The 19,474-nt window shown below is 61.7% G+C and carries 18 protein-coding genes; 6 read left to right on the forward strand and 12 right to left on the reverse strand.

The features are described from left to right. Positions 1-15 precede the first annotated feature (15 nt). The 3 genes from ACP7EW_RS23390 to ACP7EW_RS23400 form a co-directional block, all read right to left on the reverse strand. The gene (locus tag ACP7EW_RS23390) at positions 16-2,010 is read right to left on the reverse strand and encodes an aminotransferase class I/II-fold pyridoxal phosphate-dependent enzyme (protein WP_426220083.1); all 1,995 of its coding nucleotides are present in this window, start codon (positions 2,008-2,010) and stop codon (positions 16-18) included. Between the two features lie 157 nt (positions 2,011-2,167). After that, positions 2,168-2,917: a CDP-diacylglycerol diphosphatase gene (locus ACP7EW_RS23395; RefSeq protein WP_426220085.1), complete on the reverse strand. Its 750-nt coding sequence runs from the start codon at positions 2,915-2,917 to the stop codon at positions 2,168-2,170. Positions 2,918-2,977: 60 nt separating this feature from the next. After that, entirely contained in the window at positions 2,978-3,961 is a 984-nt protein-coding gene (locus tag ACP7EW_RS23400; protein WP_426220087.1) for an aldo/keto reductase, read from the reverse strand. A 113-nt stretch (positions 3,962-4,074) separates the two neighbouring features. On the opposite strand from ACP7EW_RS23400, the gene ACP7EW_RS23405 reads away from it, so the two are divergent. Then, complete coding sequence (locus tag ACP7EW_RS23405; RefSeq protein WP_426220089.1) at positions 4,075-4,995, forward strand: LysR family transcriptional regulator; 921 nt, start codon at positions 4,075-4,077, stop codon at positions 4,993-4,995. A 3-nt stretch (positions 4,996-4,998) separates the two neighbouring features. On the opposite strand, the gene ACP7EW_RS23410 is transcribed toward ACP7EW_RS23405, so the two are convergent. From ACP7EW_RS23410 to ACP7EW_RS23420, 3 genes are all read right to left on the reverse strand, one after another. Next, the gene (locus ACP7EW_RS23410; protein ID WP_256348987.1) at positions 4,999-5,133 is read right to left on the reverse strand and encodes a hypothetical protein; all 135 of its coding nucleotides are present in this window, start codon (positions 5,131-5,133) and stop codon (positions 4,999-5,001) included. 11 nt (positions 5,134-5,144) lie between these two features. Next, the gene (locus ACP7EW_RS23415; protein WP_010210501.1) at positions 5,145-5,306 is read right to left on the reverse strand and encodes a hypothetical protein; all 162 of its coding nucleotides are present in this window, start codon (positions 5,304-5,306) and stop codon (positions 5,145-5,147) included. Between the two features lie 69 nt (positions 5,307-5,375). Then, the gene (locus ACP7EW_RS23420; protein WP_033902169.1) at positions 5,376-5,921 is read right to left on the reverse strand and encodes a hypothetical protein; all 546 of its coding nucleotides are present in this window, start codon (positions 5,919-5,921) and stop codon (positions 5,376-5,378) included. A 383-nt stretch (positions 5,922-6,304) separates the two neighbouring features. Between ACP7EW_RS23420 and ACP7EW_RS23425 the strand changes: the two genes are divergently transcribed. From ACP7EW_RS23425 to ACP7EW_RS23435, 3 genes are all read left to right on the forward strand, one after another. After that, positions 6,305-7,714 (forward strand): circularly permuted type 2 ATP-grasp protein, encoded by a 1,410-nt coding sequence (locus ACP7EW_RS23425; RefSeq protein WP_426220091.1) that lies wholly within the window; start codon positions 6,305-6,307, stop codon positions 7,712-7,714. Between the two features lie 2 nt (positions 7,715-7,716). Beyond that, on the forward strand, positions 7,717-8,667 hold the full coding sequence (locus tag ACP7EW_RS23430; protein ID WP_426220093.1) for an alpha-E domain-containing protein: 951 nt from the start codon (positions 7,717-7,719) through the stop codon (positions 8,665-8,667). A gap of 108 nt (positions 8,668-8,775) precedes the next feature. Further along, positions 8,776-9,204: a nuclear transport factor 2 family protein gene (locus ACP7EW_RS23435; RefSeq protein WP_426220095.1), complete on the forward strand. Its 429-nt coding sequence runs from the start codon at positions 8,776-8,778 to the stop codon at positions 9,202-9,204. Here ACP7EW_RS23435 and msrA read toward each other — a convergent pair whose 3' ends face one another. Genes msrA through msrB form a run of 3 tightly spaced genes read right to left on the reverse strand, consistent with a single transcriptional unit; the run spans position 9,205 to position 12,167 of the window. Further along, a complete protein-coding gene (msrA, locus tag ACP7EW_RS23440; RefSeq protein ID WP_426220097.1) occupies positions 9,205-9,900 on the reverse strand; it encodes a peptide-methionine (S)-S-oxide reductase MsrA in 696 nt (231 codons plus the stop codon). It abuts the gene before it with no gap. 15 nt (positions 9,901-9,915) lie between these two features. After that, positions 9,916-11,634 carry a cytochrome c biogenesis protein DipZ gene (locus ACP7EW_RS23445; protein WP_426220099.1) on the reverse strand — a complete coding sequence of 573 codons (1,719 nt, stop codon included), beginning with the start codon at positions 11,632-11,634 and terminating at the stop codon, positions 9,916-9,918. Between the two features lie 32 nt (positions 11,635-11,666). Beyond that, positions 11,667-12,167 carry a peptide-methionine (R)-S-oxide reductase MsrB gene (gene msrB, locus ACP7EW_RS23450; RefSeq protein ID WP_426220101.1) on the reverse strand — a complete coding sequence of 167 codons (501 nt, stop codon included), beginning with the start codon at positions 12,165-12,167 and terminating at the stop codon, positions 11,667-11,669. Between the two features lie 141 nt (positions 12,168-12,308). On the opposite strand from msrB, the gene ACP7EW_RS23455 reads away from it, so the two are divergent. Continuing rightward, positions 12,309-13,019, forward strand: a complete 711-nt coding sequence (locus ACP7EW_RS23455) for a response regulator transcription factor (protein WP_033902163.1) — start codon at positions 12,309-12,311, stop codon at positions 13,017-13,019. Next, positions 13,016-14,482, forward strand: coding sequence for an ATP-binding protein (locus ACP7EW_RS23460; RefSeq protein WP_426220103.1), 1,467 nt, complete (start codon positions 13,016-13,018; stop codon positions 14,480-14,482). The genes ACP7EW_RS23455 and ACP7EW_RS23460 overlap by 4 nt, the downstream gene beginning before the upstream one ends. On the opposite strand, the gene ACP7EW_RS23465 is transcribed toward ACP7EW_RS23460, so the two are convergent. The 3 genes from ACP7EW_RS23465 to ACP7EW_RS23475 all read right to left on the reverse strand — a co-directional run bounded on the left by ACP7EW_RS23465 (position 14,445) and on the right by ACP7EW_RS23475 (position 19,356). Beyond that, positions 14,445-15,377 carry an alpha/beta fold hydrolase gene (locus ACP7EW_RS23465; RefSeq protein WP_426220105.1) on the reverse strand — a complete coding sequence of 311 codons (933 nt, stop codon included), beginning with the start codon at positions 15,375-15,377 and terminating at the stop codon, positions 14,445-14,447. The genes ACP7EW_RS23460 and ACP7EW_RS23465 overlap by 38 nt on opposite strands. 80 nt (positions 15,378-15,457) lie before the next feature. Beyond that, positions 15,458-17,713, reverse strand: a complete 2,256-nt coding sequence (locus ACP7EW_RS23470) for an ATP-dependent DNA helicase (protein ID WP_426220107.1) — start codon at positions 17,711-17,713, stop codon at positions 15,458-15,460. Next, positions 17,710-19,356 carry a VRR-NUC domain-containing protein gene (locus ACP7EW_RS23475; RefSeq protein ID WP_426220109.1) on the reverse strand — a complete coding sequence of 549 codons (1,647 nt, stop codon included), beginning with the start codon at positions 19,354-19,356 and terminating at the stop codon, positions 17,710-17,712. The genes ACP7EW_RS23470 and ACP7EW_RS23475 overlap by 4 nt, the downstream gene beginning before the upstream one ends. Between the last annotated feature and the right edge of the window lie 118 nt (positions 19,357-19,474).

Consider the following 19,474-nt stretch of genomic DNA (forward strand, 5'->3'; position numbering starts at 1 on the left):
CGTCTTTTTATGGAGTTAGCGAGTTTGATGCGCGTTGACGAACTGTCGGCAACGTTCACTGCGTGGGTCGATAAACACCGCATCCGGCGAGCCGGTTTCTTCGATCATGCCTTGGTGCAGAAACGCCACTTTCGACGACACATCCCGGGCGAACGCCATTTCATGGGTGACCAGGATCATGGTGCGACCTTCCTCGGCCAGGGAGCGGATAACGCGTAGCACTTCGCCCACCAGCTCCGGGTCGAGGGCCGAGGTGGGTTCGTCGAACAGCATGACTTTGGGACGCATGGCCAGCGCACGGGCAATCGCCACCCGTTGCTGTTGGCCGCCGGAGAGGAACGCCGGGTATTCGTTGCGCTTGGCGGCCAGGCCGACGCGGTCGAGCAAGGCTTCGGCGCGTTCGATGGCCTCGGCACGGCTTTCGCGCAGGACCTGGGTGGGGGCTTCGATAAGGTTTTCCAGGACCGTGCGGTGTGGCCACAGGTTGAAGTTCTGGAACACCATGCCCAGGGTCGAGCGAATGCGTACCAGCTGTTTGGCATCTGCGACCAGGGGCGCGCCGGGCCGACCGTAGTTGAGCTTGATGCTTTCGCCATCCACATGGATGCTGCCCTGGTCCGGCACTTCGAGCATATTGATGCAGCGCAGCAAGGTGCTTTTACCCGAGCCGCTGGCGCCGATCAGCGAGATCACGTCGCCTTCGTGGGCCGTGAGGGAAATGCCCTTGAGTACTTCGATATTGCCGAAGCGTTTGTGCAGGTCGATGACCTCGATCATCTTTTTGACTGCGGCCGGCGGCACCCCTTCGATCCTGGGCGCCGCCGCAACACGCGGCTCACCGGCCAGCTTGGCGACAAATTGCACGATGCGTTGGCAGGCTTCGCTCAGGCGCTCTTCACCCAGGGTGAACGACAAGCGCACGAAACCCTGGGCCGGCTCGCCAAAGGCGGCGGCGTCGAGCACCGAAACCCCGGCTTCCCGAAACAGGCGCCAGGCAAAGTCGAGGGAGCCCAGGCCGGTGCCGCGCACATCTACCAGCACAAACATCCCGGCTTGCGGTGCCTGCACCTGGATGCCAGGGCACGCACTCAGCCCCCTCACCACCAGGTCGCGTCGGCGCCGATAAATCTCGCGCATGCCCTGGGTCACCTCGTCATGGGCCAGTACGGCGGCGGTGGCGGCTTCCATCACGAAGCCCGGCAGCCCGTAGAGCATACTCAGCACCAGGGTTTCGGCGTGGGCGACCATCTGCGGCGTGGCGATGATCCAGCCAATGCGCCAGCCGGTCATGGCATGGGACTTGGACAGGCTGCCAATCACCACGCAGCGCTCGGCCATGCCCGGCAACGCCGCAAGGCTGTGGTACTCACCGTCGAACACCAGGCTTTCATAGACCTCATCCACCACCACCCACAGGTCGTGGGCGATGGCCAGGTCGGCAATGGCTTGCAGTTCGTGCGGGTTGAGCACCACGCCGGTCGGGTTGTTCGGGTTGGAGAAGAAAATCGCCCGCGTACGCGGTGTGATGGCTGCGCCGAGCAACCGGGCATCGAGGCGAAAGCCGGATTCCGGCGAACAGGGCACACGCACCAGTGTCGCACCACTGGCCTTGAGCGTGGCCTCGTAGGTGACGTACATCGGGTCGAGCACCAGTACTTCATCACCCGCTTGCAACAGACACAGGGAGGTCACGAACAAGGCGTTCTGTGCACCCGCGACGGTGATCACGTTTTCGGCGTTCAGCCGACGGCCCAGAGTCTGGCTGTAGCGTGCCGCAATGGCCTCGCGCAATGCCGGGCGACCGGGAATTTCGGTGTAGTGGGTGTCACCTTCGCGCAAGGCACTTACGGCGGCGTCGGTAATGAAGGACGGCGTGGCGAAATCCGGATCGCCAACGCTGAGGATGATGATGTCTTCGCCCTGGCTGGCCGCCTGGAATGCGGCGTGGTGGATGTCCCAGGCGGCTACGCCCTGCCCTGCAATTCGTTCGACGAAGGGGGAAAACCGCATGCCAGAGCCTCTCGTTCAAGAAGAAACAGCGCGAACCCGTTACGTGACAAACGGGTGGATGCGGTCAACATAGTTCAAACTGAACAGTCGTTCAATGGGTAAGTTTGCGGCCGTGTCGTTTATGCTCCAAAGAGGTCGTTGTGGTGATTTTGTGGGTTTACAGCTGGCTCATCAGGTCGCAGCGATAGTCCTGCAATTCGCCGGCCGAGCCGAGGTTCAGCTCGCTCAACGTGACATGGGTGCTCAGCAGCACGAAATTGCCATCGGCACGCGGTGCCATCAACAAGCTGTACTGGCTCATCGAGTCGCCTTGGGCGTCCACATAATCACGCAACACTGCCAGTGGGTCGCGCAGCTCGGCGTCGGCCGCCGACAGCATCCGGGCGCTGTAGGTGTGCCCCATCAACTGCACCGGCAGCGTGCGCCACTGCTCATCCAGTACTTGCTGGTTGAGCGTGCTATAGACATCCGGGCGCAGGCAGGCGATATGCACGTGCAACTGGTTCTGGGAGCGACCGTAGCGAGAGTTGATCGCCACCGAGACGAACTGATCGGCAATCGGTTTTTTCAAGCCCTCGGACAACACCCGCCGATGTTGCCAGGCCTGGGTGAAGTAATGCGGCAGCAGCGCGCGGCCAAGGGCCGGGTCTTCGATACCGGTGACCTTGTCCGCCGGCATCAGCAGGTTGTGCAGCGGGCCGTTGCGGTCTTTGTACAGGACGTAGCCGCGGTCCAGGTCCACCGCCAGGCAGGGGTCGGGCTTGAGCTGCTGTTGCTGGTGGGGCACACATTGCTGGCTGACGGTCTGCCACAAGGCATCCGGGCTACCCCGCCACTTCCAGGCCCCCACGAGCACCAACCCACAGAGCAAACCACCAGCGATCGTGACTACGGAACCGCGCTTCATGCAAAAACCTCGACGTACAGGGATGTTATGTGTGTTGCTGGCGACATCCCTGTCGCAGGGTTAACGCTTGGGCGGGGCCAAAAATTCCGGGCCGATCGGATCTTTTATCGTGCTGGCCAGGATACGGTCGATATGCGTCAGGTCTTCGGGCGTCAGGTGCCAGCCGAAGGCTTCTTCGTAGCCTTTCAACTGCTCAGGTCGCCGGGCGCCCCACAGGGCGATGGTCGGGCCTTGATCAAGCACCCAGCGCAGGGCCAAGGCCAGCACTGATTTGCCGTGGCACTCGCGGGCGTACATATCCAGCGCGGCCACGGCAGCCAGGTATTGTTCGAAACGCGGCGCCTTGAACTTGGGGTCGAGCTTGCGTACGTCATCGCCGGCAAAGCGTGTGGCCGAGTGCATGCTGCCGCTGAGCAAACCGCGGCACAGCGGGCCGTAGGCCAATACCACCAGGGAATGTTGCTTGGCATAGGGCAGGATGTCGCTGTCGATGGCTCGTTCGAACAGGTTATAGGGCGGCTGCACCGTGGCCAGTGCGGTGTACTGGCTGAAATCGTCCATTTGCGCGGAGGAATAGTTACTCACGCCGACCGCGAGGATCTTGCCTTCACGGCGCAGGCGTTCCAGTTCATCGGCGGTTTCTTCCTGGGCCACCAGCGGGTCTGGCCAGTGGATCTGGTACAGGTCGATGTAGTCGGTTTGCAGGCGCACCAGGGAGTCCTCGACTTCCTTGCGGATGCGCTGGGCCGTGGCGTTGCGCCGGGGTGTGCCGGCGTCCCATTGCAGCCCGGCCTTGGTCGCGATCACCGCGCTGTGGCGCACGCCGCGCAGGGCTTTGCCGATCAGCTCTTCGGACAGGCCAAAGCCGTACACCGGCGCGGTGTCGATCAAGTTGATACCGATGGCCAGGGCATGGCGCAGCGTGCGGATGGCTTGTTCATTATCCGCCCCACCCCACAGGTGCCCGCCCATGGACCAGGTGCCGAGGGCAATCCGCGAGACCGTTTGGTCGATGCCGGCAATTCTGATGGTCTCAACGTGCATAAAAAAATCCCATGGCGCGCAATAATGCTTAGAAAAACAATTACTCTAAGTCATCTACGGTTGAATCGGGCTCAACGCCGCATACAGCCGAATTCCCGCTCAAGAGACTTGAAATGGCTGCTTTCAACCGCTCCGAATTGGCTGATCTCAATGTGTTCATTGCGATCATCCGCCGCCGCAGCTTCCGCCACGCCGCTCATGAACTGGGGGTGACCACCTCGGCGTTGAGCCACACCATGCGCAACCTGGAAACCCGCCTGGGCGTCAAGCTGCTCTATCGCACCAGCCGCGCCGTGGAACCCACCGATGCGGGCTCCCTGTTGGCGGAAAAACTCCTCCAGGGGTTTGCCACCATCAAGGACGGCCTCGATACCCTGGAGTTGTACCGCGAGGCACCGATCGGCCGCCTGCGCCTGAATGTGCCACGGGATGCAGCGGTCCTGCTGCTGGCGCCGATTCTAGGGGACTTTTGCGCGGCTTACCCGCAACTGCGCCTGGACCTGATCGTGCAGGACCAGATGATCGATATCATCGCTGAAGGTTACGACGCGGGTATCCGCTACGGTGCCACCGTGCCCCAGGACATGGTCGCTGTACCACTGACGGCTGAGCTGCGCTGGATCATGGTCGCCTCCCCCACGTATCTCGCCCGACGCGGCACGCCCCAGGCGCCCAAGGACTTGCTGGAACATGCCTGCATCCGCATGTACCTGGGCGATAAGACCACCTACAAGTGGGAATTGGGCAAAGGCACACGGCAACAACGCATCGACGTGCCCGGCCACTTCAGCGCGGCCGACACCGAGACCATCGTCAATGCCGCTCTGCAAGGGGTGGGGATTGCCTACTGCCTGTCCAACCGTGTGGAACAGGAGCTAAAAGAAGGCCGCCTGGTGGAGGTGATGCCGGACTGGGCCTGCATGGGCGAGCCGTTGTGCATGTATTACCCCAGCCGGCGCCAGTCACAGCCGGGGTTGCGGCAGTTGATGGATATGATCCGGATGAAGACCATTGGCTCACAGATGATCGAGTGACGCTCAGTCCTGGTTTTCGGTATTGCCCACATCCGCCGCGTCATCCAGATCGTTCAGCGGCACTTCTGCATCGTCCATCAGTGAACCCGGGTCTTCGTTACCTGGGTCGTTGAGTTCATCGTCGAGTTCTTTGGACATGACCGTCTCCTCTAACCGCCTTGGGTGTCGATATCGGCATCGGTTTCAGGCTTGGGCTCAGGCTTGGGTTTGAAGTCTGGACTGTAGTCGTTTTCCTTGGCCTTGGGGTCTTTGGCCGGCACCGGGTCTTTGGGCGCATCCGCACCGGTGGCGGGTTGTTTGTCTGTGCTCATGGTTACCTCTCGGAAAATATCGCCTGGGTAGAGTTAAGGTCATGCCCAGGGCGGTGAAGTTCCATCGGCTTACGACCCAGGGTTGTCGACCTGGATATAAAACGCATACGCGGCGAGCAGTACCCAGAACACCATGAACAGCCAGGGTGCGCGCATGGAGAACAGCAGCGACTTGCGGTAGCCCTTGTGGGACGACTCCATCTCGGAAAACAGCGGCGATTCGTCGTACGCCATGCCCATCACCGGCTCGCTGCGCAACAACTCGCTTTGCTTGAAGTGCCAGTGGTCGATGATGTCATACGCCGCGCGTATCCCTGGCCAGGCGTTGAGGGAACTGAGGATGCCCAGCGCCGCGAGGAAAATCGGCACCACCACGGTGAACAGCTTGCCCCACTCGGGGTTGAGGTTGCCCATGCCGGAGACGAAGGCGATCACCAGGAAGGACTGCGCGGTGAGATAGGCGTCCGTACGGTTGGCGAGAATGGTGGTTTCGTATTGGATTTCACGCCGGTAGAAGTCCAGGCGGTCCTTGGGCGAACCGAAGATCTTGGCGTTGTGTTCGCTGTGATCGGGCAGGCTCGATTCCGGGGTTTCGGGTGAAATGATTCTGGGCACGGCGGTGCTCCATGCAGGTTCGTGTGCTGTTAGAAGAATCGCGGGCGGATGAAGTTCAAGTTTGTTCATGCACCAAGTCGGAGCATGGCGTGCACTGTGCTGAGCATGGCCTTCTGTGGCGAGCGGGCTTGCCACAAAAGCCCGCTCGCCACAGAAGCCCGTCCACCACAAAGGGATTGGTGTTTTAGGGTTTCCGGCACAAGCATTGCTTTATCCATTCATCTGCCCGGATACAGGAGCATTGGTTACCCCCCGACCCAGAGCCGACCCCATAAGAAAGTAAGGACCTGGCCCATTGGCACCCACCGCCACGGGCTCATAAAAAATGCGTTTTTTGAAACGGCAGTGCCACCTGTTCCCCTCGGCACTGACAAGGTACTGGAATGGCTCGATCTTTCTTTGATGAAATGAATGACGCAAACGGCGTGTGCCGTGCGCATTACCAGGATTTCTCCCGCTGGCTGGCGAATACGCCGCCGGAGCTGCTGGCCCAGCGTCGCCGTGAAGCCGATTTGCTGTTCCACCGCGCCGGAATCACCTTCACCTTGTATGGCGACGAGCAAGACACCGAGCGCCTGATCCCCTTCGACATCATCCCGCGCAGCATTCCCGCCAGTGAGTGGAGCGTGATCGAACGCGGCTGTATCCAGCGCGTGAATGCGCTGAACATGTTCCTCGCCGACATCTACCACGACCAGCGCATCATCAAGGCCGGGATCATTCCGGCAGACCAGGTGCTGGGCAACGAGGGTTACCAGAAGGCCATGGTCGGGCTGGACCTGCACCGCGACATCTATTCGCACATTTCCGGCGTGGACCTGGTGCGCGATGGCGACGGCACCTACTACGTGCTGGAAGACAACCTACGCACCCCCAGCGGCGTGAGCTACATGCTCGAAGACCGCAAGATGATGATGCGCCTGTTCCCCGAGGTGTTCGCCAAGCAGCGCATCGCACCGGTGGACCACTACCCCAACCTGCTGCTCAAGACCCTGAAAAGCTCAAGCCGCCTGGACAACCCCAACGTGGTGGTGCTGACGCCCGGTCGCTTCAACAGCGCGTTCTTCGAGCATGCGTTCCTGGCCCGTGAAATGGGCGTGGAATTGGTAGAGGGCGCGGACCTGTTCGTGCAGGACCTCAAGGTGTTCATGCGCACCACCGACGGCCCCAAGCCAGTGGATGTGATCTACCGGCGTATCGACGACGCTTTTCTCGACCCCAAGGCCTTCAACCCTGAGTCGATGCTCGGCGTGCCCGGTCTGGTCGCCGCCTATTGCGCAGACAATGTGGTGCTGGCCAATGCCATCGGCACCGGCGTGGCCGACGACAAATCGATCTACCCCTATGTGCCGGAAATGATCCGTTTCTACCTGGACGAAGAACCGGTGTTACAGAACGTACCGACTTTCCAGTGCCGTAAGCCGGATGAACTGTCCCACGTGCTGGCCAACCTGCCGGAATTGGTGGTCAAGGAAACCCAGGGCTCCGGCGGCTACGGCATGCTGGTCGGCCCGGCCTCCAGCGCTGCCGAGATTGAGGATTTCCGCCAACGCATCAAGGCCAGGCCCCACGCCTACATTGCCCAGCCGACGTTGAGCCTCTCCACCTGCCCGACCTTTGTCGAAAACGGCATCGCCCCACGGCATATCGACCTGCGGCCGTTTGTACTCTCGGGCAAGGAAACCCGCCTGGTGCCCGGTGGCCTCACCCGCGTGGCGCTGAAGGAAGGTTCGTTGATCGTCAACTCGTCGCAAGGCGGCGGAACCAAGGACACCTGGGTGGTGGAGGGCTGAGTATGTTGAGTAGAACCGCCGCAGATCTGTACTGGATGTCCCGTTACCTGGAGCGCGCCGAGAACCTGGCGCGCATGCTCGAAGTCAGTTATTCCCTGTCATTGATGCCCCAGGCCGGGCGCAGTGACGGCCTGGATGAGCTGGCCATGTCCTTGCTCAGCAGCGGCACCCTGGACAGTTACCTGGAGCGCCATAAACAGCTGGACGCCGAGCGCATGCTGCACTTTTTCGCCCTCGACGAAGAAAACCCGGCGAGCATCTACAACTGCCTGCGCGCCGCACGCGGCAATGCCCACGCGGTACGCGGGCGCATCACCGCCGACATGTGGGAAAACCTCAACGCCACCTGGCTGGAAATGCGCAGCATCGCCGCCGGCGGCCTGGCGCGGCATGGCATCAGTCACTTCTGTGATTGGGTCAAGCAGCGCTCGCACCTGTTCCGGGGGGCGACGTCCGGGACGATCATGCGCAATGATGCCTACCGGTTTATCCGCCTCGGCACCTTTGTCGAGCGCGCCGACAACACCCTGCGCTTGCTGGATGCGCGGTACGAGATGTTTGGCGAGGAGTCGGAAGAAGTCAGCGACTTGTCGGCACGCGGTTATTACCAGTGGAGCGCCCTGCTCCGCGCGTTGTCGTCGTTCGAGGCGTATACCGAGCTGTACCCGAATGCATTGAATGCCCGCTCCGTGTCCGAGTTGCTGCTGTTGCGCAGTGATGTGCCGCGTTCGTTGCATGCCTGCATCGAAGAACTGAGCCATATCCTGGCGGACCTGCCCGGCAGTTATGGGCGCACGGCGCAGCGTTTGGCGGCAGAGTTCGAGGCACGGCTGAGGTATACCGGGATCGAAGAGATTCTTGAGGAGGGATTGCACGCCCGTCTCACGGACTTTATCGACACCGTGCGCGAGTTGGCGCGGGCGATTCACAGCTCGTACCTGGAGATGGTCTAAGTGCGCTTAGGTCACTTATCTGTAAGTTAGGGTGATTGACCCTGTTTGGATACCGCTCTTATGTTGGGCAGGTGAAATGCCTTCCCACCATAAGAACAGGTACAGAACATGTCCGAACTCACGCTCAACCCTGCGGCTGCACACACCCTGCAACGCTGGCACGCCATGTTGGCCAATCGTGACCTCAAGGCCCTGCCCGAACTGTTGGCGCCCGACGCCGTCTTCCGCTCACCAATGGCTCATACGCCCTACCCTGGCGCGCCGGTGGTGTCGATGATCCTCAATACGGTGATCAACGTCTTCGAAGACTTTACTTATCACCGTGAACTCGCTACCGGCGATGGCCTGAGTGTGGTGCTGGAATTCAGCGCGCGCGTGGGCGACAAGCAGCTCAAGGGCATCGACCTGATCCGCTTCAACGAACACGGGCAGATCATCGAGTTTGAAGTGATGGTCCGCCCGTTGAGCGGGCTGCAAGCCCTGGGTGAGGAAATGGGCCGGCGCCTGGCACCTTACCTGGCCAAGGCCAAAGGCTGATTACTGGTTTTTCACCAGCACCGGCTCGGCGCTGTATTGCGTCGGAAACAGCTTTTTCAGTTGCGCCACTTTCGGCAGGTCGTTGATCACGATGTAGGGGTAGGACGGGTTCTCGGTGAGAAAGTCCTGATGGTAGGACTCCGCCGGGTAGAACGCCTTGCCCATTTCGATTTTCGTGACGATGGGTTTGCCGAACGCGTTGGCCTCATCCAGTTGAGCGATGTAGGCCTGGGCGACTTTTTGTTGCTCGGCGTTCTGCGCGAAGATTGCAGATCGGTATTGGGTGCCGGTGTCTGGGCCCTGGCGGTTGAGTTCGGTGGGGTTGTGGGCGACCGAGAAGTAGATCCGCAGCAGTTTGCCGTAGCTGACTGTGCTTGGGTCGTAGGTGACGGACACGGACTCGGCGTGGCCGGTATCGCCTTCACTGACGGCTTCATATTGGGCGGTACTCGCCGCCCCACCGTCGTAACCGGACACGGCGTTTTTCACCCCTTGCACGTGCTGGAATACCCCCTGTACACCCCAGAAGCAGCCGCCGGCGAACACGGCGGTTTGCAGGTTGCCTGAGGTTGCTGGCAGGTCCAGGGCCGGCGGCGCGATGACAACGGCATCGTCGGCGGCGCCGAAGGAGAAGGCTGAGCTTTGGCCGACGAAGGCGGCGAAGGCCAGTGCGGGCAGGTATTTGAATACATTCATGGTAGGCACTCCGGGTTAACCAAAGGTAAAGGCATACGCCGACACGTTGGGGTCGAGGAATTCGATGGTGAAGGTGCGGTCCTGCACGGCGCCCCGCTGACGCACAAGCTGGTACAAGCGCTGTTCGGTGACGGTGCCGCGGCCATCCGGGGCCAAGTCGGTGCCGTGGGCTTCGCCTGGGGCCTGGCCATCGATCGTGACTTTGAAGCGCACCGGTTTTCCATCGGCGCCAGGACCCAGTACCAGATGCAGGTCGCGGGCATGGAAGCGGTAGACGATGCGCCCGCCGGCCTGGTCGAGGGTGACCTGCTGGCCGCCGACGTTCCATTGGCCTTCCAGGGTCCAGTTGTTCAGGGCCAGGGGGCCGGATTTGACGAAGTTCTCGGCACGCTGGGCGCCCAGGTAGGTTTCCGGCGATTGCACTTCGTTCATGTCCGGCGCTTGCTGCACGCCCTTGGCGTCGGCTTCGATCAAGCCGCCTGCGACGTGCTGGGCTCCGGCTTCACGCAGCAACTGCTGGATCACCCGCTCCGACTCGGCATAGTCGCCCTCGCCAAAGTGGTGATAGCGGATCTGCCCCTTGGCATCGGCAAAGTAATGGGCCGGCCAGTACTGGTTGTTGAACGCGCGCCAGACCTTGTAGTTGTTGTCGATGGCCACCGGGTAGGTAATGCCCAGGTCTTTCATGGCCTTGGTCACGTTGTTCACGTCGCGTTCAAAGGCGAATTCCGGCGCGTGTACGCCAATCACCACCAGGCCCTGGTCGCGGTATTTTTCGGCCCAGGCTTTCACGTAGGGCAAGGTGCGCAGGCAGTTGATGCAGGAATAGGTCCAGAAATCCACCAGCACCACCTTGCCCTTGAGCGCTTCGGCGCTCAGTGGCGGGCTGTTGAGCCATTGCACGGCGCCGTCCAGGGGCGGCAGCGCACCTTCGATGGGCAGTGTGTCGCTGTGGTTGGCGGCGGCCATCATTGCGCCCCCCGCCATCATCGCCCCGCCCTTTTGTTCCGGCTTGGCGCTGAGGGTGTCTACCAGGCGTTGCTCCAGGCCGCCGGTGGAGGCAGTCGATAACCGCGACAGCACGCCGGTGTCCAGGCCCAGCGCAATGGCGGCCACCCCGGCCAGCATCAGCGCACCCAGGCCTCGGCGCAGCCATTCACCGGCACCCAGGGACTTTTTCATGAAACCAAAGACTTTACCGCCGACCAACAAGGCCAGCGCGAGGGAGGTAGCAGCCCCGGCGGCGTAAGCCAGCAAGAGCAAGGTAGTGCCGATGCTGGCGCCCTGCAGTGCGGCGCCGGTGAGCACCAGCCCCAGGATCGGCCCGGCGCACGGTGCCCACAGCAACCCGGTGGCCACGCCGATCAGGAACGATGCGCCCGGACGCGGCCTGGCATCGGCCCCGGCGGCTTCCGACAGGCGACTGCCGGCGGCCACTAACGGGCGTGTCAGACGTTCCGACAGCTGCGGCAGCAATAGCGTTAAGCCGAACAGCGCAACGCACAGCAACGCGAGCCAGCGACCGTACTGATTGACTTGCACCACCCAGCCGCCGCCCACCGCCGCGAGCGTTGCCACCAGGGCGAATGTCACCGCCATCCCCGCTAACAGCGGCAAGCCACTGCGCAAAAACGGCTGCCCGGTGCGAGCGAAGACAAAAGGCAGAACAGGCAGGATGCACGGGCTGACGATTGTCAGCACGCCGCCCAGGTACGCGAGAACCAGAAGCCACATGGCAGGGAACCTTATAAGAGAAAGACATCGGCTTAAGCCGCCGTGAACGTCATGGCGGCGCCGTTCATGCAGTAGCGCAGGCCGGTGGGTGGCGGGCCATCATCGAACACGTGCCCTTGATGGCCGCCGCAGCGACGGCAGTGGATTTCCTTGCGCACCACGCCGTGGGACGTGTCCCTGCGGCTGGCAACGGCGTTGTCCAGGGGCTGCCAGAAGCTCGGCCAGCCGGTGTGGCTGTTGAATTTGGTGGTCGAGGAAAACAGCGGCAAGGCACAACCGGCGCAGGCGAAGGTCCCGGCACGGTGTTCGTCGTTCAGCGCGCTGGTGTAAGGACGCTCAGTGCCCTCCTCGCGCAGGATTTCGTACTGCTCGGCAGTGAGCAGGCTGCGCCATTGCGCGTCGGTGTGAGTGACTTCGAAGGTTTCGGCGGCTTCGGCTTCGGTGACCAAGTCGAGCTGTTTGAGCAGGCCACCGGCCAGAACCGCGACACCCAGGCCGCCACCGGCCAGGAGTAATTGTCGGCGTGAGTACATGGGGCATTCCTCCATAAGCATTGAAACCATCCTGAGCCCTGGCCGGTCGCGGAATCCTCACGCAGAGTTAAACAATTCGTGATAACTACACTGTTGCAAAACCCGCACAATGCGCGGACTACAAGCGAAGGTTTCTCTTACATGGATCAGCCAAAACGTGTCCTGGTGGTCGAGGACGATGCCCATATCGCCGACCTGATCTGCCTGCACCTGCGTGATGAACAATTCCAGGTGGTGCACAGCGCCGACGGCACCGAAGGCCTGCGTCTGCTGGAGCAAGGCGGCTGGGACGCGCTGATCCTCGACCTGATGCTGCCCGGCGTCGACGGCCTGGAGATCTGCCGCCGCGCCCGTGCCATGACGCGCTACACACCGATCATCATCACCAGCGCGCGCTCCAGCGAATTGCACCGCATCCTCGGCCTGGAGCTGGGCGCAGATGACTACCTCGCTAAACCCTTTTCCATGCCGGAACTGGTTGCTCGCGTAAAGGCGCTGTTACGCCGGGTCGACGCCATGGCGCGTAACCTGAAGATGGACGCCGGCAGCCTTGATCTGGGCCAACTGTTCATCAACCCGCTGACCCGTGACGCCACCCTGCAAGGACAGCGCCTGGACCTCACCCCACGGGAATTCGACCTGCTGTACTTCTTCGCCCGCCAGCCGGGCAAGGTGTTCTCACGCATGGACTTGCTCAATGCGGTGTGGGGCTACAGCCATGAGGGTTATGAACACACGGTGAACACCCATATCAACCGCCTGCGCGCCAAGGTCGAAGACGACCCCGCCAACCCGGCGCGCATCCTTACGGTGTGGGGTCGTGGCTACAAGTTTGCCGAGAGCCCACCATGAAACTGACCCTGACCCAGCGCCTGTCGGTGGTGTTCGCCGTATTGCTGCTGGTCTGCAGCGGCACCTCGGCCTGGTTGCAGGTGCGCTCCAACCGCATGCATGAGCTGGAGGTGGTGCAAGGCCTGTCCCGCGACCTGGCGGCGCACATTGCCCGCGACACACAACTGATGGACGCCGATGGCCTCAAGCCCGACGCCGTGCGCAACCTGTTCAGCCAGTTGATGCTGGTCAACCCGAGTGTCGAGGTGTACCTGCTCGACATCGACGGCCGCGTGGTCGGCAACGCCGCGCCCAGTGGTCACTTGCTGCGTGATCGGGTAGACCTGGCGCCCATCCGGCGCTTCCTCGCCGGGTTCATGCTGCCGATCCTCGGCGATGACCCGCGCAGCCTTGATGGGCGCAAAGTGTTCAGCGCGGCCCCCCTCATGGCGGGCGGTCAGCAGACCGGTTTCCTGTATGTGGTGCTGCTGGGTGAAGCCCACGATGTGTATGACGCCAAGGATGCCACCGGCATGGCGTTGAAGATCGCGCTGTGGTCCATCGGCCTGGTCGCCCTGCTCTGCTTGTTGGCCGGCCTGATTGCGTTCGCGTGGATCACCCGACCGCTGCGCCAGTTGACCGAAAAAGTCGGCCGGTTCGACATCAATGGCGCACCGAAAGCGGCTGAAACCGCTGCGCCGGAACTCACCAGCGGCGATGAAATTGCCGTGCTTGACCACGCCTTCGTGCAGATGGAAAACCGCCTGGGCGAACAATGGCGCGCCATCACCCATCAGGACCAGGAACGTCGCGAAATGGTCGCGAACATCTCCCACGACCTGCGTACGCCGTTGGCCTCGCTGCATGGTTACCTGGAAACCCTGTCGCTCAAGGATGCCAGCCTCAGCCCCGAAGAACGCCGCCGTTACCTCGGCATTGCCCTGGACCAGAGCCGCAAGGTTGGCGGTCTGGCCCAATCATTGCTGGAGCTGGTGCGTCTGGAGCATGGTTTCGTACAACCGGTGATCGAAGGGTTTTCATTACCTGATTTGGTGCAGGACATCTTCCAGAAATTCGAGCTCACGGCCGAAGCGCGCGGCATTACGCTCACTGCGACCCTTCCACCGCAAGTGCCCACGGTGTTGGCGGACCTGGGCCTGATTGAGCGGGTGCTGACCAACCTGCTGGATAACGCCCTGCGCCATACACCGGTGAACGGCGAAATCGAGGTGACGTTGTCGCCGGAACCCAATGCTGTCGCCATCACCGTCAGCGACAGCGGCCCAGGCATCGACGCCGAGTTGCGCGAAGGCTTGTTCCTGCGCGCGTTTACCATTGGCGGTGCCCGTCGCGACGGTGGCCTGGGCCTGCGCATCGTGCACCGCATCCTGCAATTGCATGGGCGCAGCATTCGCCTGGTCGATCAACCGGGTCGAGGGGCAACCTTTACGTTTTCCCTAGAAAGCCGAGCATCAGCGCGTTGACCTGTTGGGCTTGTTCGTTCTGGATCCAGTGACCACAGTTGGCCAGCACGTGCTGCTCAAGCTGCGGCACTGAATCCGGCATGCGCTTGAGCGTGTGGGCCTCGAAGACCCCGACCGGATCGCGATCGCCGATCAGGAACAGTGTGGGTTGCAGCACTTTCTGCCCAGCGAGGGACTCGGTGCGTTGCCAGTTGCGTTCGAAGTTGCGATACCAGTTCAGCGGGCCACGAAAACCGTGCTCGGCGAAGGTGTTCACATAGACGTCCAGATCCGCCCGGGAACACCATTGCGGCAATGCACCGGGCGCCGACACGCCTTTGAGCAAGGTGGCGCTGGCTGGCTTGCGCTGTAGAAACACATCCTGGTCCTGCATGAACAGGCGCAAAGTCCGTTCGATATCAGCATTCAACTCCTGCTCGGCAACGCCCGGCGCCTGGAAGTACAGGATGTAGTTGAAGCGCTCGGCGTACAACTCGCGCATGATTTCGATCACCGGCCGACGGGCACGTCCAGCGAATGGCACGGACATCGTGATCAAGTGTGTGACACGCTCAGGCTCAAGCAACGCCAGGTGCCACGCCACCACAGCGCCCCAGTCATGGCCGGCCATCACCACCTGCGTATGGCCAAAATGGTCCATGGCTTGCTGGATATCGCCGCATAGGGTCAACAGGTCATAGTCGGCAATTTCACTGGGCGAACTTGTCTGGCCATAACCACGCATTTGCGGGGCAAATACGCGATAACCCGCCGCTGCCAGTGCGGGAATCTGTCCGCGCCAGGAGTGCCAGCACTCAGGGAAACCGTGAAGCAACCAGATCGGCGCACCCTGTTCGGGGCCCGCACTATGAACGCTTAACTCAATACCGTTGACGCTTATGAGGTGCTGGCGCATGGGCATGACCTATTTGAAGGTTTTCCCCAGCGTGGACCATGGCGGCTGAAGCCACCAGCATCATTGATGGCAGGAATGACTCAAGCCACCGCCCACCAGCGCGGCAGCAATTGACGTACCCGTGCCTCGCCAAATCGGTCATCGATCAGCATCACCACACCCTGGTCCTGCTGGCTGCGGATCACCCGGCCTGCCGCCTGCACGACTTTCTGGATGCCGGGGTACAGGTAGGTGTAGTCGTAGCCCGCGCCGAAGATCGCACCCATGCGCAACTTCATCTGTTCGTTGACCGGGTTCAACTGGGGCAGGCCAAGTGTGGCAATGAATGCGCCGATCAAACGGGTTCCGGGCAAGTCAATGCCCTCGCCGAACGCGCCGCCCAGCACAGCAAACCCGATGCCCTGGCTGTGCTCGGTGAATTGGTCCAGAAAGGCTTGGCGCTTGCCCTCGGCCATGCCGCGTGACTGTTGCCAAAGCGCGATCTCCGGATGCCGCTCGGCCAGTAACTGCGCCACCTGCTGCAGATAATCAAAACTCGAGAAAAACGCCAGGTAGTTGCCCGGCTGTTGCAGGTACTGGCGAGCGATCAACGCAACGATAGGCTCCAGCGAGGCCCCGCGATGCACGAAGCGCGTGGAGATTGCATCGACGATATGCACCTGCAACTGCTCGGCCTTGAACGGCGACTCCACATCGATCCATGCCGTATCAGCGGGCAGGCCCAGCAAATCCGCGTAGTAATGACGGGGGCTCAGGGTCGCGGAAAACAACACGCTGCTGCGGGCCGCCGTCAACCGTGGGCGGATGAACTCGGCAGGCACCACGTTGCGCAGGCACAGGGTCGAGCTGCTGCGTTTGCCGCCGAGCTGGCGCTTGCTGATGTCGAAAATGAAGTGTTCGTTGAACAGCTCGGCGACCTTGCCGAATTGCAGCACCTCGAAATAGAAATTTTGCAGGTCGCCGCTGAGGGATTCGGGGTGATCGTTGAAGTATTCGCCCATGGCGCTCGCGCACAGGCTCAGGGCCTGCAGCAGTTTCTCGGGGCGGACGCTGTAGGCCTGGTACGGCGCAAGTTGGTCTTTATGCAGCGCGTTCCACTCACGGTTGAGGCGCTGCAAGGGCTTCTTCAAGGGCTCGGGGGCTGTGTCGCGCAGGGTCTTGAGGTGGTACTGGTCGAGGCTGGCGCTGTACATCGAGCGGGCGCGCTCGACCAGATTGTGTGCCTCGTCCACCAGCACGGCTGCGCGCCACTGGTTGAGCTGGGCCAGGCCGAACAACATGGCGCCAAAATCGAAGTAATAGTTGTAGTCGGCGACCACCAGGTCGGCCCAGCGCGCCATTTCCTGGCTCAGGTAATAGGGGCAGACGTCATGGGCCAGGGCCACGTCGCGCAGGTTGCGCTGATCGAGCAGGCGCACCTTGGCGGCGGCGATACGTGCGGCGGGCAAACGGTCGTAGAAACCCTTGGCCAAAGGGCAAGAATCGCCATGACAGGCCTTGTCCAGGTGTTCGCAGGCTTTGTCCCGCGCCACCAGCTCCAGCACACGCAGTGGCAGCTCCGGGCTGCTGGCATGCAGCACCTGGGCGGCATCCAGGGCCAGTTTGCGGCCGGGCGTCTTGGCGGTGAGAAAGAACAGCTTGTCCAGTTGCTGGGGCGCCAGGGCCTTGATCAAGGGGAAAATCGTACCGATGGTCTTGCCGATACCGGTCGGTGCCTGGGCCATCAGGCAACGGCCGGTGCTGACCGCCTTGAACACCGATTCGGCAAGCGAACGCTGGCCAGGACGGAAACCGGCATGGGGAAACGCCAGGGTTTGCGCGGCGCTGTTGCGCGCTTCGCGGTGTGCCATCTCCTGCTCAGCCCAACCGAGGAACAGCGCACATTGCTGGTTGAAGAAGGGTTCCAGCTCGGCGGCTTGAAAGCGTTGGTTGAGCAGCGTCTCGCCTTCGCCGACGATGTCGAAGTAGACCAGCGCCAGGTCGATTTCCGAGAGGTTGAGCTTCTGGCACATCAGCCAGCCATACACTTTGACCTGGGCCCAGTGCAATTGCCGGTGGTTGGCCGGCTGGGCGTCGAGGTCGCCGCGATAGGTCTTCACTTCTTCCAGGCGGTTCGCGTCAGGGTCGTAGCCGTCTGCCCTGCCCCGCACCTTGAGCTGCTGGTACTCGCCCTCAAGCGCCACTTCATTCTGGTAGTGCGCGCTGCGCCGCGAGGCGACGGTGCGGTGGCCGACAATGCCTTCCTGGGCACTGGGTGACGGTGTAAAGCGCAGGTCCAGGTCACCGACCTTGGCCGTGAACTCACACAGCGCACGCACGGCAACGTTGTAGCTCAAGCGGACTCTGCCCAACGCACATAACAGACCGTCACCGGCATCTGGTATTCGCCGCAGAATTCCAGCCAGCGCAACTGGTTGTCCTGCAGGCGATCGCCGGGCCCCTTGACCTCGATCATGCGGTAGGTTTTTTGCGCTGGCCAGAACTGGATCAGGTCGGGCATGCCGGCGCGGTTGGCGCGGATGTCCAGCAGCAGCCGTTCAAACCAGTAGCGCAGGTGTTCGGCGGGCAGGCAGGCCAGGGCCTGTTCCAGCAGGTCTTCACTGAGCAGGTTCCAGAACACGAAAGGTGACTGGATCCCCCACTTGCCGAGGTAACGCTGGCGAATGGTGGCTTTGTAGCGTTCGTCCTGCAATTGCTCGAAACACGCGGCGAACAGCGGTGCACGACGCTGGTGGAAGTCTTCGCTGTGCAGGTCCGCTGGCCCGCGTTGGAACGGGTGGAAAAATGAGCCCGGCAGCGGCGTAAAGATCACGTCCCAGCACAACAGGCCAAACAGTGAATTGATCAGCCCGTTTTCAACGTAGTGCACCGGCCCATCGGGCTCGCTCAGGTGGGCCTGCACGCAATACTCCACCGACATCAGCGGCTCGGGCAGTGCAAGGGCCAGGTCCAGCCGGGTGACCGGACGCGGCTTCGTTTTGGGCAGCGCAGGTTCACCCAGCTTGCGGCGCAGGCGTGGCACCACACGCAGTAAGTGCTGCTGTTCGGCGGCGCTCTCCGGGGCCTGTTGGGCGGCAGTTGCCAGGGCCATCGCTTGGCCGTAGTCCTCCTGGCGCTCCAGCACGCGAATCAGTCGTGAGCGAGCACCAGGATAGGTACAGGCGCGGTAAATCTGTTCCGCCAACGCCAACTCGGCAATGCGCTCGCAATATTGACCGACCTGGAACAACAACTTGGCCCGACGTTTTTCCAGCCACGGGTTGTCGGTACTCAAGGTTGCGACCCTGGCAAGTACCTCCTCCAGCGCTTCACCGGTCTCAAAAGCCTGCTGACACTGGTGCAGGAACAGAAACCCCTGCACATCATCCCGGCTGCGCAGCCCACGAGATTCTGCGCAGAATTCGACTTTTTCGTAGGTGTAGATGCCCAGGTCGGCCAGCACGAATTCCGACCAATCCTGATGCAGGTTGCCGAAGAACATCAGGCGCAGGCGATCGCACAACTCCATGACGGTGAGGCTGTACAGGGTGTCGGCAAGGTCGGGGCACCAGCCAGAAAAACTGCGGCTGTCGGTAAATTGCGCCGCCAGCCCTTCCAACCAATCGGACTTCTTGCCCCTGGGCTGGTCGATCCAGGGCTTGAACGCACCGAGCACCTCGCCTTTTTGCAGCAAGCCGAACAGCGCTTCAAACGCCAGCAGGGATTGATCGTCGACCCAGCCCAACTCGAGCAATGGCGCAGCAGCGGCGTGTGTGCAGCCGATCTCCAGATAATTGAGTTTGCCCGCGCGAAAATGCACACCCTTGCGCATCACCATGCGTACTAAAAGCGCCTGGGAGGGCTGCGGCAACCTGTCAAATTGCTGAATGAAATGCTGTTCGTCCGCATCGAGCAGATCCGCATAGCGTTGCCCCAGCCAATGCAGGACTTGGCGGAAGTTATGCAGGTAATAGAGCGGGTTTTCGAGGGGATTGGCCATGGTGCGCAGCGATCAAATACTGGTTATGCATACAGAGTGCCGTCGCCAAGGCCAGGTTGCAATGGCTAATAGATAAATGGCGCCTGCAACTTTTCATACAAAAGTGATCAGATGGGTG

It is taken from the genome of Pseudomonas sp. DWRC2-2 (assembly GCF_049897885.1).
Taxonomy (GTDB): domain Bacteria; phylum Pseudomonadota; class Gammaproteobacteria; order Pseudomonadales; family Pseudomonadaceae; genus Aquipseudomonas; species Aquipseudomonas azotoformans_A.

What these genes read in the sequence shown, in the direction of transcription:
- ACP7EW_RS23390 (WP_426220083.1), bottom strand. Translation starts at nt 2,010, where the DNA reads ATGCGGTTTTCCCCCTTCGTCGAACGAATTGCAGGGCAGGGCGTAGCC.
- ACP7EW_RS23395 (WP_426220085.1), bottom strand. Translation starts at nt 2,917, where the DNA reads ATGAAGCGCGGTTCCGTAGTCACGATCGCTGGTGGTTTGCTCTGTGGG.
- ACP7EW_RS23400 (WP_426220087.1), bottom strand. Translation starts at nt 3,961, where the DNA reads ATGCACGTTGAGACCATCAGAATTGCCGGCATCGACCAAACGGTCTCG.
- ACP7EW_RS23405 (WP_426220089.1), top strand. Translation starts at nt 4,075, where the DNA reads ATGGCTGCTTTCAACCGCTCCGAATTGGCTGATCTCAATGTGTTCATT.
- ACP7EW_RS23410 (WP_256348987.1), bottom strand. Translation starts at nt 5,133, where the DNA reads ATGTCCAAAGAACTCGACGATGAACTCAACGACCCAGGTAACGAAGAC.
- ACP7EW_RS23415 (WP_010210501.1), bottom strand. Translation starts at nt 5,306, where the DNA reads ATGAGCACAGACAAACAACCCGCCACCGGTGCGGATGCGCCCAAAGAC.
- ACP7EW_RS23425 (WP_426220091.1), top strand. Translation starts at nt 6,305, where the DNA reads ATGGCTCGATCTTTCTTTGATGAAATGAATGACGCAAACGGCGTGTGC.
- ACP7EW_RS23430 (WP_426220093.1), top strand. Translation starts at nt 7,717, where the DNA reads ATGTTGAGTAGAACCGCCGCAGATCTGTACTGGATGTCCCGTTACCTG.
- ACP7EW_RS23435 (WP_426220095.1), top strand. Translation starts at nt 8,776, where the DNA reads ATGTCCGAACTCACGCTCAACCCTGCGGCTGCACACACCCTGCAACGC.
- msrA (WP_426220097.1), bottom strand. Translation starts at nt 9,900, where the DNA reads ATGAATGTATTCAAATACCTGCCCGCACTGGCCTTCGCCGCCTTCGTC.
- ACP7EW_RS23445 (WP_426220099.1), bottom strand. Translation starts at nt 11,634, where the DNA reads ATGTGGCTTCTGGTTCTCGCGTACCTGGGCGGCGTGCTGACAATCGTC.
- msrB (WP_426220101.1), bottom strand. Translation starts at nt 12,167, where the DNA reads ATGTACTCACGCCGACAATTACTCCTGGCCGGTGGCGGCCTGGGTGTC.
- ACP7EW_RS23455 (WP_033902163.1), top strand. Translation starts at nt 12,309, where the DNA reads ATGGATCAGCCAAAACGTGTCCTGGTGGTCGAGGACGATGCCCATATC.
- ACP7EW_RS23460 (WP_426220103.1), top strand. Translation starts at nt 13,016, where the DNA reads ATGAAACTGACCCTGACCCAGCGCCTGTCGGTGGTGTTCGCCGTATTG.
- ACP7EW_RS23465 (WP_426220105.1), bottom strand. Translation starts at nt 15,377, where the DNA reads ATGCGCCAGCACCTCATAAGCGTCAACGGTATTGAGTTAAGCGTTCAT.
- ACP7EW_RS23475 (WP_426220109.1), bottom strand. Translation starts at nt 19,356, where the DNA reads ATGGCCAATCCCCTCGAAAACCCGCTCTATTACCTGCATAACTTCCGC.